Here is a 12,124-nt window from a genome sequence, read left to right as displayed (position 1 = left end):
TTTTTTGCTTTCTGGGAAGTGACGATAAACCGAAGGCAGCGCTTACACCTCGCCGCCACCTTCCTTCATCGCCTCCTGCTTCAGCGTCGCAATGAAGCGCTTGGTCCGCTGCTGCTCAGGGTCGTTGAACAGCACCGCGGCCGGCCCCTTCTCCACGATGACGCCGGCATCCAGGAACACCACTTCCTGGGCGATCTTGGAGGCGAGGCGCAGATCATGTGTCGCCATCACCATGGTCGTGCCTTCGCTGGCGAGCTTGCCAAGCACGTCGACCACCTCTTGCGCCAGTTCCGGGTCGAGCGCCGAGGTCGGTTCGTCGCAGAGCAGCACTTTCGGCGACGGCGCCAAGGCGCGGGCGATCGCCACGCGCTGCTGCTGGCCGCCGGACAGCGTCGTCGGCCAGGCATCGGCCTTGTGCGCCATGCCGACCTTCTCCAGCAGCGCGAGCGCCCGCTCGCGTGCCCTCTCAGGCGGCCATTTCAGCACCGTCACCAGCCCTTCCATGACATTCTCGATCGCGGTGCGATGCGGAAACAGCTGGAAGTTCTGGAACACCATGCCGGTCTGCAGCCGCAGGCGTTGGATATCCCTGGCCGGAACCCTGCCGCCGGGGTGGAATTCGAGCGTCTCGTCGCCGATGCGCACCGTGCCCGAGGTCGGGATCTCCAGGAGGTTGATACAGCGCAGCAGCGTGCTTTTTCCCCCGCCCGACGGGCCGACCAGCGCCGTGACACTGCCTTCGGCAATGGTGACCGTCACGCCCTTCAGCACGAGATTGTCGCCGAAGCGCTTTTCGATGTTGGAGAGGCCGATCATGAGCGTGCCTCCAGGAAGCCGCCATAGCGGTTGAGCCGGGTTTCCAGCCGCGTCTGCAAGGCCGACAGCACCGAACTCAGCGCCAGATAGAGGATCGCTGCCTCGACATAAAGGATCAGCGGCTCATAGGTGGTGGCGACGATGCGCTGCGCCGCCTGGAACATTTCCGGCACGGTGATCGCGGCGGCCAGCGAGGTGTCCTTGACCAGCGAGATGAAGGTGTTGGAGAGCGGCGGCACCGCGACCCGGCCGGCCTGCGGCAGGATGGTGCGCCGCATCGCCTGGCTCCAGGTCATGCCGATCGAATAGGCGGCTTCCCACTGGCCTTTCGGCACCGAGCCTATGGCCGCGCGGATGATTTCCGACGTGTAGGCGCCGATGTTGAGCGTGAAGCCGATCAACGCCGCCGTGAAGGCGTCGAGCAGGATGCCGACCGACGGCAGGCCGTAGAAGATCAGGAACAGCTGCACCAGGAGTGGCGTGCCGCGGAAGATCCAGACATAGAAGCGCACAAGCGCGACCAGCGGCTTGGGGCCGAACAGCCGGCCGAGCGCAGCACCCAGGCCGACCGTCAAACCAAGAGCGAAGGACAGCAGCGTCAGCGGCACGGTGAAGATCAGCGCCGCCCACAGGAGCGAAGGCAGCGACTCCAGCATCAGTTGCAGCCAGTGCGGCACGTAAGACCCTCCAGATGGTCGCTTTGTCGAGGCGCGAAGCGCCAGCCATATCACGACAAAAGCGGCGGGCCGTCAAAGACGGCTCGCCGCTGATATGTCTCAAGGGCCGGAGACCGGCCCCACCTCACAAGATTACTTCGAAACGTCCTGCCCGAAATAGGTGTCGGCGATCTTCTTGTAGGTGCCGTCGGCCTTGATGTCGGCCAGCGCCTTGTTGATCGCGGCAACCAGCTCCGGATCGCCCTTGCGCACGATGACGCCGGAATAGTCGGCGTTTTCTTCTTGCGCGGCGATCTTCACATTGGCGTCGGGCTTGTGTTTCTTGAAGTCGAGGAACGACAGGCTGTCATTGATGGTGGCGTCGGCACGGCCGGTCAGGAGCAGCTGGATCGACTGGTCGAAGCCATCGGTGCCGACGAGCTCGGCGCCGTTCGTTTCGGCCAGCTTGCCGAAATTCGAGGTCAGCGACTGCGCAGACTTCTTGCCCTTGAGATCGGCGAAGGTCTTGATGTCGGTGTTGTCGCCGCGCACGATCAGCACCGCCTTGGAGGCGATGTAGGGATCGGAGAAGTCGTACTTGGCCTTGCGGGCGTCGGTGATGCCGACTTCGTTGATGACGGCGTCATAGCGATTGGCGTCGAGGCCGGCGATCAGCCCGTCCCACTTGCCTTCGAGGAATTCAGCCTTGACGCCGAGCTTGTCGGCGATCGCCTTGGCGATTTCGACGTCGAAGCCGACCAGCGAGCCGGACGTGTCATGATAAGTGAATGGCGCATAGGTGCCTTCCGTGCCGACCTTGATCACACCGGCCTGCTTGATCTGGTCGAGATTTGCACCGGCGTGGCCTGCGGTGACAGCCAGAGCCTGCAGCGTTCCGGCGATGATGAGCGACTTGAGCCATTTCATTTTTCTGTGATCCCGTCCTTGGCCTGAAATCCGGCATGTTGTGAGGGCTGGAAAATGGCAGATGCAAGCGGAAAAAATAAGGAACAAGATTTCAAAAATAGAATGTTTCTGAAATCAGATTCTCGAAATGGCGGTTTCTGGCGGCACTCGAAGTCGTTACCGATCCGTATAGACATCGTTCAAGCATAGCGATCCGCCTGGCAACAACCAGGGAACCATTCCCGCGCGCCGTACGTTCTGGCTGTTCTAGGGCACGACGCCGCCATTTCAACCCGGGCGCCAGCCAAGTTGCAAAGTCATCCGCATCGCCCAGGGAGCGCCTCATGATGGAAGACACGGCAGGACGGATCATGGTCCGCGCGGCAATGAGGGCCCCCTACCTCGAACGTGACGAAGAACATCGGCTGGCATTGCTCTGGAAAGAGGACAACGACCAGAACGCACTGCACAGCATCACCGTCGCCCATATGCGGCTGGTCATTTCCATGGCTTCCAAATTCCGCCATTACGGCTTGCCGCTTGGCGATCTGATCCAGGAGGGTCATGTCGGTCTGCTTGAAGCCGCCGCCCGCTTCGAGCCGGAGCGCGAGGTGCGGTTCTCGACCTATGCCACGTGGTGGATCCGCGCCTCGATGCAGGACTACATCCTGCGCAACTGGTCGATCGTGCGCGGCGGCACCAGCTCGGCGCAGAAGGCGCTGTTCTTCAACCTGCGGCGCCTGCGCGCGCGGCTGGCGAATGGCGCTGAGCCGCTGTCCAACGCAACGCTCTATCGCGAAGTGTCGGAGGCACTCGGTGTCTCCGAAGCCGATGTCGCGATGATGGATTCGCGGCTGTCGGCGCCCGACTCCTCGCTCAACATGCCAATTGCCGACGATGCGGGTTCGACCGAGCGCATGGATTTCCTGGTCTCGGACGATCCGCTGCCCGACGAGATCGTCGGCGACAAGATCGATGTCGCGCGCCGCTCGCTCTGGCTGAGGGAAGCGCTTCGCGCGCTCAACGCACGTGAGTTGAGGATCATCGAGGAACGCCGGCTGAACGACGAGGGCGCGACACTCGAAGCGCTTGGCGAGACGCTCGGCATTTCCAAGGAGCGCGTCCGCCAGATCGAGGCGCGCGCCATGGAAAAGCTGAAGGTGGCGTTGGTGAAGCAAAATCCGGAGTTCATGGCGACCGCCGCCTGATCCGTGTCAGACGTCCAGCAACGTGAATTTGCAGCTCTTACTTGTCGGTGACGATCTTGACCTTGTCGCCGGCCGAGACTGCGGCACCCGGCGACAACGCGTTGAGCACGCGGAACAGATCGAGCTTGCGGTCGACGCCGACCATCTGCGCCGAAAGCGAACCCATCGTCTGCCCCGGCTGGACGGTGACGACGCGGATATGCAGCGGCTTCAGTGCCGCCTTTTCGGCAGCGCTGAGGATCCGGAACGAGCCGCTGACCGAACGCGCCACGGTGTCTAGCGTTGTGCTGGCCGAAGGGGCAGCAGTCAGCAGCCGGTAGACCTGGCCGCCGGCACGGATCACCGCGATGTCGAACTGCCAGCCTTCGGCGCCGGCATGCGCGGTCGCCGCTTCGTTGCCGTTGATGGTTTCCTGCTTGACGGTGCTGTCATCGAGACCAGCCACCCAGCCGCTGCGGATATAGTCGGTCAGCGCGCGGTTCTTGTCGATCGAGACGCCGTCGAAGCGGATCGCCATGTCACCGGGGCCGGTTGCGGTCACCGCGGCGGCCGAATTGTCGATGATGAAGCCCTGCGGCACCGAGAAGGACACACCAAGGCCCGGATGCAGGAAGGTTTCGCCACGCACATAGCCTTCCTCGGGTGTGTCGCCATAGAGCAGGCCGTCTATGCCGGCGAGGAAGGAATCGCGGTCGCGCGTGCCGAAGCCTGGCGCGCCGAACTGGCGGGCATGGCGCTGCGCCAGATCGATGCGCTGCGGCGTGTTGGGGTGCGTGGCCAGGAAGTCGAGGCTGGCATCGGTGGCGCCACTGATCGAGCGGAAATCGGTGTAGGCCGACATCGACTGCAGGAAGCGGCCGGCGGCGAAAGGATCGTAGCCGGCTTCGCCGATCGATTTGATGCCGATGGCGTCGGCTTCCAGCTCCTGGTTGCGCGAAAATTGCGCCAGCCTCAGCTTGCCGCGGATCAGCGCCGCCTTGGCGGTCGGGCTGTCGCCGAGCACGTCGGAAACCACCTTGGTCGCCAGGCCTTCCTCGGCCTCGAGCTGCTGGCGCTGCAGGCCGTGATTGGCTGTGACGTGGCCCATCTCATGCGCGATGACCGCGGCAAGCTCGGCCGAATCGTTGGCCAGCGCCAGCAGGCCGCGTGTGATGTAGAGATAGCCGCCCGGCAGCGCGAAGGCGTTGACGTTGGGCGAATTCAAAATGGTGATGCGATAGGTCTGCGTCGGGTTGGCCGATACCACCGTCAAATTGCCGACCACCTTGGCGACCATGCGCTCGAGCTTGGGATCGGAATATTCGCCGCCATAGGTCGCCAGGATGCGCGGATGCTGCGCCTTGGCCAGTTCGGCAAGCTTGTTGTTGGCGCCGACATTGTCGACGGTGATCGGCTTGTCGGATGGCTGGAAGCCGGATTCCTGGACCGCCGGCGGCGTGAACATCTGGCAGCTTGCCAGCGCCACGGCAAAGCCGGCCAGCGCAAGAAAGCGCGCCAGCGGTTTCATTCCCAATATGTTAGCGCCGATCGCCAGAACGGCTTCCTTTCGGGTCCCGGCGCATGATCACGAAAATCGGGGCGATCTTCGGAATGTGTCATGCGCCATATCTCAAACTGCTGCAGTATCCGTTGCCCGTCCCTAGGGGCGGGCGGCGGATACTGCAGGCAAATCACGTCCTGTGCCGGACCAGTAGGGCGGACCTAGCCACACTCCTCCAGTCATGGCAAGCAAGCGCCACATCGCCTGGAACCGGTTTGGCCGTAAATTATGTCCGCTTCCGGGCAACATCTCGTGATACGGCATGCTCGGCACTCGCGCCGATATAGCGCCGGAACGCTTCCGGACCAGCCCCGGCAAAGAAATCATCCGCCTTGCCGGTTGCGGCGACCAATCCATTGTCGAGAAACACGATATGCTCGCCGATGCGACGGGCGTCTTCCGGCTGATGGGTGACGAACAGCACCGTCATGCCTCGCTCGGCATGAACGGCGGCGACCAGATCCAGCATGTCGTCGCGCAAAGCGGGCCCGAGCGAGGCGAAGGGTTCGTCAAGCAGCAGCACCGGACGGTCGCGCACCAGAACCCGGGCCAGGGCGACGCGCTGGCGTTCCCCGCCGGAAAGTTCGCGCGGCAGGCGTTTCTCCTTGCCGGCAAGACCGGTGCGCGCAAGCGCCTCGGCGATCGTAGCGCGGTCCGCCTCGGTCAGCCGCAAGGATGGCGATCGGCCGAGCCCGACATTCTGCTCGACGGAAAGATGCGCGAAGAGATTGTTCTCCTGGAACACCATCGACACAGGCCGCGCTGAAGCCGGCTCGGCGCTGACATCGGCCCCGCCGATCAGCACGCGGCCCGACTGCGGGGTCTCGAAGCCAGCGACCAGATTGAGCAGCGTCGACTTGCCCGAACCGCTCGGCCCCATGATGGCGGTGATCTTCGCCGTGGCAAACTCGACGTCGAAGACAAGCGGCGCCTCGCCATAGCTGCCATGACTACCATAACTGAACGACACCTTGTCCAGCCGCACCGGAGCGCCCTTTTCAAGCCTGCTGGCCGCCCCGTCACGCATCCCGGACCTTCTCTCTCCCCAGCCAGTGCGCCGCCACGATCAAGGCGAGGCAGACGAGGCCGAGCAGCAGTGCCAGGCCGGCGGCGTCCTCAGTGCGGTAGCTGCCCATCCGCGCCAGGAGAAGGTAGGGCAATGTCTGCACGGAATCACTGCCGAACAAGGCAATGACGCCGAGATCGCCGAGCGACAACGCCATGGCGAAGGCGAAACCCGTGGCGAGCGGCCGTCGCAGCGACGGCCAGTCGACCAGCATCAGCCGGCTCCAGCCCGCAATGCCGAGCTGTGCACAGAGCCGTTCGTGACGCTCGCTCGCCGCATCATAGGCGGGGCGGACGGCACGCAGGGCGAAGGGCATCGCCATGACCGCATTGACGGTGACGACCATGATCGGGGCAATGGCGAAGACATCGCCGACATGGCGCAGCAACAGGAACCAGCCGGCGCCGACGACGATCGGCGGCACGACCAGGACAAAGCCGGCGCCGGTATCGGTGGCGTGTTCGAGCGGTGTCTTGCGGCCAGCCCGGCGGTTCAGCGCCAGGGCCCGCCGCGCCATGGTCAGCGCCAGCGACAGCGTCACCGAAAGCAGCGCCGACAGGAAGCCGAGCACCACGCTGGTCAGCGTCGCCTGCCGGACAGTGGCCTCGCCGGCCAGCCGGCCGAGATCGGCACCCAATCCGGCCATAACCGTCGCCACCATCGGGCCGATAACGAACAGCAGCGCCAAGGCGATGAGCATGGCGTTCAGCCAGGTCTCGCTCCTGTTGACTGAGAGATAGCGGCGTTGCGCGACCGGCAGGTTGTTGTCGCCGACCACGTTGGCGCCTAGCCGCGTCAGCGCCAGCACCACGATAAAGGTCAAGGCGATCTGCAGCAGCGTCAGTGTGACCGCGCGCGCGGGATCGAAATCGAAGCGCAGCGCCTGGTAGATGCCGACCTCCAGCGTCGTCGCGGCCGGCCCGCCGCCCAGTATCAGCACGATCGTGAAGGATGTGATGCAGAGCATGAAGACCAACCCGGCGACTCCTGGCATGGCGGCACGCAGCGTCGGCCATTCGATCAGCCGGAACGCCGGCCGCGCCGCCATGCCGAGCTGGCTCGCCAGCCGCCATTGATCGGTCGGTATGGTCTGCAGCGCCTCGAGGAACAGCCGCGTCGCCAGCGGCAGATTGAAGAAGACGTGGGCGACGAGAATGCCGGACAGGCCATAGATGCCCGGCCAGCTTCCGCCGCCGATCACGGTAAACACGCCGGCGAAATAGCCGGCTCGGCCATAAAGCGCCAGAATGCCGAGGGCCGCGACGATGGCCGGCAGCGCCAACGGTACGGCGAAGAGCTGCAGGATGAAGGCACGGCCAAAGAAGCGCGGATGCCGCGACAGAGCGCGCGCCACGAACAGCGCCGGCCCGACGGAAAGCAGCGTCGACAGCGCTGCTTGCCAGAGCGTGAAGCGAATGACGCGAAGCAGATAGGGGTCGAAGGCTGCCCAGGCGCCCGACAAATCATGAGCGCCTTCGAAAAGCAGGCCAGCAAACGCGCCGCCGATCAGCAGCGCGATTGCGGCGAGCGCGACAATGCCGGCGCTGACGCGGGAATCCGTGGAATGCGCCGGCGCCATCGCTGCCTACTTGCTCATCACCGAAAGCCACTCATCCACCCAGGCCTTGCGGTTGGCAGCGACCTCTTGCGGGCTGAACAGCAAGGTCTTGGTCGGCTTGACCAGTTTGTCGAAGGCCGGGTTGAGCGGCTTGTCGGTCTTGCCGGCCGGGAACATCCAGTTGGTCTCGGGGATGGAATCCTGGAATTTCGGACCGGTCATGAAGGCCATGAACTTTGCCGCCAGCGGATTCTTGGCCCCCGTCGTGGTGATGCCCGCCACTTCGATCTGCAGATACTCGCCCTCCTCGAAGGAGGCCGCTTGGTAGCGCTCGGTGTTCTCCGCGACCATGTGGTAGGCCGGCGACGTCGTGTAGGACAGCACCATCGGTGCCTCGCCCTTGGTGAACAGGCCGTAGGCCTCGCTCCAGCCCGGCGTCACGGTCAGCACCTTCGCCTTGAGCTTGGCCCAGGCCTCCGGCGCCTTGTCGCCATAGACCGACCTCACCCACAGAAGCAGGCCGAGGCCCGGCGTCGAGGTACGCGGATCCTGGATGACGATCTTGTCGTCGGCGCTGCCTTCGACCAGCTCTTTCAGGCTTTTCGGCGGGCTCTTCAGCTTCTGCGTGTCGTAGACGACAGCGAAATAGCCGTAGTCAAAGGGGACAAAAGTGTCGTCGCTCCAGCCGCCCGGTACATTGACGTCGGTCACCGCGCCATGCGGTGCGAACAGGCCTGACGCCTTGGCATCGGCGGTGAGATTGGTGTCGAGGCCAAGCACGATATCGGCCTTGGTCGATGCGCCTTCGAGCTTGACGCGGTTGAGCAGCGCGACGCCGTCGGCGACCGAGACGAACTCGACATCGCAGCCGCATTCGGCTTCGAATTCCTTCTTCACCACGGGACCCGGACCCCAGTCGGCGGTGAAACTCTCATAGGTGTAGACGGTGAGCTTGTCCTTGGCCAAGGCCGGTCCGGACAGCACCACGGTCATTGCTGAGACAAGAGAATATAAAAGCGTGCGCATCGGCGCCTCCTTCGTTCGAATTGAAAGGAATTGAGGCGTCGGACTGTCCGAAACGTCTAATCCCTCCGCCGGTACAAACCGGATCAGGTTCAGCGGGTTGGCGAGACTGCCTCTCAGCCGGTCCGCGAAGATCGCGTCCGGCACCCCGTTAGAGCGTTTCGACACATAGGCCGGGTCGATCCCCCACGCAAGTGGGAGTTTGCCGCCTTCCGTTTCCCGTGCCGGGCTGGTAAGGGCCACACGATATGAGCACATTCACCATCCTGCTTGGCGGCGATCTCATCCGCACGCCACGGCTCGACCGCCAAGTCGAAGGCTCCCGCGTCATCGCCGCCGACGCCGGCATCGGCCATGCGCGGCTGCTGGGTCTCGTGCCGGAGCTGTGGGTGGGTGATTTCGATTCGGTGCCGGCAAACCTGCCTGACGATCTCGCTGCCGTGCCGCGCCGGACCTTCCCGGCCGAAAAGGACCAGACCGATGGCGAACTGGCCATCGCCGCCGCACTCGAGCGCGGCGCGACCAGACTGGTGCTCGCCGGCGCCTTCGGCGGCAAGCGCGCCGACCACGCTTTCCTGCATCTGGCGCTTGCCCTGCGGCTGGCCGAGGCCGGGTCTGATGTGCTTTTGACCAGCGGCGCCCAGGAAGGCGTTCCCCTGCTGCACGGAACCGCTGGCTTCGACTATGCCGACGGCACGCTGTTTTCGGTGCTTGGCTTTTCCGAACTCGCCGGCCTGACTGTCACCGGCGCCAAATGGCCCCTCGGCCACGTCAATGTGGCATTCGGTTCGTCGCTGACCATTTCCAACGAGGTCAAGGGCCGCCTCGAAATCGCGCTGGACCATGGCCGCGCGATGCTGCTCGCTCATCCCTATCCCTTACCTGAAAGCTGACATGGCCCCGCCCCTTCTCAACCTCGACGGGATAAAACTGACCTTTGGCGGCACGCCGCTGCTCGATGGCGCCGCCTTGACCGCCTCGGCCGGCGACAAGATCGCGCTGGTCGGCCGCAACGGGTCCGGCAAGTCGACGCTGCTGAAGATCGCCGCCGGCCTGATCGAGCCGCAGGACGGCGAGGTTTTCCGCCAGCCTTCGGCAACCGTCCGCTATCTGCCGCAGATGCCCGACATGGAAGGTTTTGCCAGTGTCCGCGCCTATGTCGAGGCCGGGCTTGGCCCCGCCGACGATCCCTACCGCGCCAGCTATCTGATGGAGCATCTCGGCCTGTCGGGCGAGGAGCGGCCGAACGACCTGTCCGGCGGCGAAGCGAGGCGCGCCGCCCTTGCCCGTGTCATGGCGCCCGAGCCCGACATCCTGCTCCTTGATGAGCCGACCAACCATCTCGATCTGTCTGTCATCGAGTGGCTGGAGGAGGAGCTTAGCCGCACCTCCTCGGCGCTCGTCGTCATCTCGCACGACCGCCGCTTTCTCGAACGCGTGTCGCGCGCCACGATCTGGCTGGATCGCGGCCAGACCCGCAGGCTGGACAAGGGCTTTGGCCATTTCGAGGAATGGCGCGACCTGGTGCTGGAAGAGGAAGAGCGCGAGCAGCACAAGCTCGGCCGCCAGATCGTGCGCGAAGAACATTGGCTGCGCTACGGCGTGACGGCGCGGCGCAAGCGCAACATGCGCCGTCTCGGCGAATTGCAGACCATGCGCCAGCGCTTTCGCGGTCATCGAGGTGCCGAAGGGTCGGCGACCATGGTGGCGAGCGACGCCGCCGAATCCGGCAAGCTGGTGATCGAGGCCAAGAACATCGAGAAGAGTTTTGGCGATCTCACCGTGGTCAAGGGGTTTTCGACTCGCATCCAGCGCGGCGACCGCGTTGGCCTGGTCGGGCCGAACGGCGCCGGCAAGACGACGCTCTTGAAGATGCTGACCGGCGAGATGAAGCCTGACACTGGCTCGGTACGGCTCGGCACCAATCTGGAGATCGCCACGCTCGACCAGAAGCGCGAGGCGGTCGACCCGCAGGAGACACTGGCGCAATATCTCACCGACGGGCGCGGCGAGAACCTCGTCATCAATGGCGAGCAGCGCCATGTCGTCTCCTACATGAAGGATTTCCTGTTCAAGCCGGAGCAGGCGCGCACGCCGGTGCGTGAGTTGTCCGGCGGCGAGCGGGCACGCCTGCTGCTGGCGCGCGTGCTGGCGCGGCCGGCAAACCTTCTGGTGCTCGATGAGCCGACCAACGATCTCGACATGGAGACGCTGGAGCTCCTGCAGGAGCTGGTCGCCGGTTTTGCCGGAACGGTCATCCTGGTCAGCCACGACCGCGATTTCCTCGACCGCACCGTGACCAGCCTGATCGCGCCCCGACGGTGACGGCCGCTGGATCGAATATGCCGGTGGTTACTCCGACATGCTGGCGCAGCGCGGCGGCACCCGGCTCGATGATCGCAAGGCGCGCGCGAAGGCCGAAACCGGCGAAGCGGCCGCACCAGGCAAGAGCGAGGCCACGGCGCCAAAGGGGCCGGCAAAGAAGCTGTCGTTCAAGCAGAAATTCGCGCTGGAATCCCTGCCCAAGAAAATCGAAGCCGTGATGGCGTCGATCTCAAGGCTTGAGAACAACATCGCCGATCCGGCCTATTACGAACGCGACCCGGCCTCCTTCCAGAAGACGATCGCCGCCCTCGACAAGGAGCGCGCGACGCTGGCGGCGCTCGAGGAAGAGTGGCTGGAGCTGGAGATGTTGCGCGAAGAGATGGAGGGGTAGGCTCGCACACTCCAACCAGCGTCGCTTGCTCCGATAGGGGAATGCGCATATATTATGCGCATGTTACGGAGGGCTATAATGCGCAAGGTTGCCTTGAATGCGATCCGTCAGCCAGCAAATCTGTCGATCGATTCGAACCTCATGAGGGAAGCCAAGGAGCTTGACGTGAATGTCTCGCGCGCCGCGGAAGCAGGCATCGCGGAGGCGGTAACTGCTGAAAAAACGCGGCTGTGGAAGCTTGAGAACCGCGCCAAGGTAGATGCGTGGAACGACTATATCGAGAAGCACGGCATCCCGCTGGAAGAGTACCGGCAGTTCTGATGCCCCGCTATGATGTCTTCGCCGGTCGCATCGAAGGCAGCTACTTGCTCGACGTTCAGTCCGAGCTGCTCGACAATTTCAAGACGCGGGTAGTCGTGCCGCTTCTGCCGGTCACAACGGTGCCGCCGCCGATGCGAAAGCTTCATCCGATCTTCGAGATCAACAGTCGAAGGCTGGTTATGGCAACACACCTGATTGCCACCGTTCCGGCCAGCGAATTAGGCGAAAGTCGACTGAACCTTATGAAGCACCACGACGACATCGTCGCCGCGCTCGACATGTTGTTCCAGGGCTTCTGAGCGAAGGCGAAGATT

At 64.0% G+C, this 12,124-nt stretch carries 11 protein-coding genes, 1 pseudogene and 1 riboswitch; of the genes and pseudogenes, 5 read left to right on the top strand and 7 right to left on the bottom strand.

Going from position 1 to position 12,124, the window contains the following annotated elements:
• Positions 1–42 precede the first annotated feature (42 nt).
• From ACZ89F_RS34805 to ACZ89F_RS34795, 3 genes are all read right to left on the bottom strand, one after another.
• Complete coding sequence (locus ACZ89F_RS34805; protein ID WP_476096726.1) at positions 43–816, bottom strand: amino acid ABC transporter ATP-binding protein; 774 nt, start codon at positions 814–816, stop codon at positions 43–45.
• Positions 813–1,493, bottom strand: a complete 681-nt coding sequence (locus ACZ89F_RS34800) for an amino acid ABC transporter permease (RefSeq protein ID WP_476096725.1) — start codon at positions 1,491–1,493, stop codon at positions 813–815. Before ACZ89F_RS34800 ends, ACZ89F_RS34805 begins: the two co-directional genes overlap by 4 nt.
• A 132-nt stretch (positions 1,494–1,625) precedes the next feature.
• Positions 1,626–2,399: an amino acid ABC transporter substrate-binding protein gene (locus ACZ89F_RS34795; RefSeq protein ID WP_476096724.1), complete on the bottom strand. Its 774-nt coding sequence runs from the start codon at positions 2,397–2,399 to the stop codon at positions 1,626–1,628.
• A gap of 323 nt (positions 2,400–2,722) precedes the next feature.
• On the opposite strand from ACZ89F_RS34795, the gene ACZ89F_RS34790 reads away from it, so the two are divergent.
• A complete protein-coding gene (locus ACZ89F_RS34790; RefSeq protein ID WP_109664843.1) occupies positions 2,723–3,586 on the top strand; it encodes an RNA polymerase factor sigma-32 in 864 nt (287 codons plus the stop codon).
• 37 nt (positions 3,587–3,623) lie between these two features.
• On the opposite strand, the gene ACZ89F_RS34785 is transcribed toward ACZ89F_RS34790, so the two are convergent.
• The 4 genes from ACZ89F_RS34785 to thiB all read right to left on the bottom strand — a co-directional run bounded on the left by ACZ89F_RS34785 (position 3,624) and on the right by thiB (position 8,776).
• A complete protein-coding gene (locus ACZ89F_RS34785) occupies positions 3,624–5,093 on the bottom strand; it encodes a M48 family metalloprotease (protein ID WP_476096723.1) in 1,470 nt (489 codons plus the stop codon).
• Between the two features lie 259 nt (positions 5,094–5,352).
• The gene (thiQ, locus tag ACZ89F_RS34780; protein WP_476096722.1) at positions 5,353–6,153 is read right to left on the bottom strand and encodes a thiamine ABC transporter ATP-binding protein; all 801 of its coding nucleotides are present in this window, start codon (positions 6,151–6,153) and stop codon (positions 5,353–5,355) included.
• Positions 6,146–7,771: a thiamine/thiamine pyrophosphate ABC transporter permease gene (gene thiP / locus ACZ89F_RS34775; protein WP_476096721.1), complete on the bottom strand. Its 1,626-nt coding sequence runs from the start codon at positions 7,769–7,771 to the stop codon at positions 6,146–6,148. Before thiP ends, thiQ begins: the two co-directional genes overlap by 8 nt.
• 6 nt (positions 7,772–7,777) lie before the next feature.
• Positions 7,778–8,776, bottom strand: coding sequence for a thiamine ABC transporter substrate binding subunit (gene thiB, locus ACZ89F_RS34770; RefSeq protein WP_476096720.1), 999 nt, complete (start codon positions 8,774–8,776; stop codon positions 7,778–7,780).
• Positions 8,777–8,819: 43 nt separating this feature from the next.
• Positions 8,820–8,934, bottom strand: a riboswitch (TPP riboswitch).
• Between the two features lie 87 nt (positions 8,935–9,021).
• Here thiB and ACZ89F_RS34765 point away from each other — a divergent pair.
• From ACZ89F_RS34765 to ACZ89F_RS34750, 4 genes and pseudogenes are all read left to right on the top strand, one after another.
• The gene (locus tag ACZ89F_RS34765) at positions 9,022–9,666 is read left to right on the top strand and encodes a thiamine diphosphokinase (RefSeq protein ID WP_476096719.1); all 645 of its coding nucleotides are present in this window, start codon (positions 9,022–9,024) and stop codon (positions 9,664–9,666) included.
• A gap of 1 nt (position 9,667) precedes the next feature.
• Positions 9,668–11,489, top strand: a pseudogene (locus ACZ89F_RS34760) (ABC-F family ATP-binding cassette domain-containing protein).
• 78 nt (positions 11,490–11,567) lie between these two features.
• The gene (locus tag ACZ89F_RS34755; protein WP_476096718.1) at positions 11,568–11,810 is read left to right on the top strand and encodes a type II toxin-antitoxin system CcdA family antitoxin; all 243 of its coding nucleotides are present in this window, start codon (positions 11,568–11,570) and stop codon (positions 11,808–11,810) included.
• A complete protein-coding gene (locus ACZ89F_RS34750) occupies positions 11,810–12,109 on the top strand; it encodes a CcdB family protein (protein WP_476096717.1) in 300 nt (99 codons plus the stop codon). Before ACZ89F_RS34755 ends, ACZ89F_RS34750 begins: the two co-directional genes overlap by 1 nt.
• The last annotated feature ends 15 nt before the right edge of the window (positions 12,110–12,124 follow it).

It is taken from the genome of Mesorhizobium sp. USDA 3734 (genome assembly GCF_056279665.1).
Note: the sequence above shows the minus strand (reverse complement) of the source record. Positions and strands in the feature narration are given on the sequence as shown.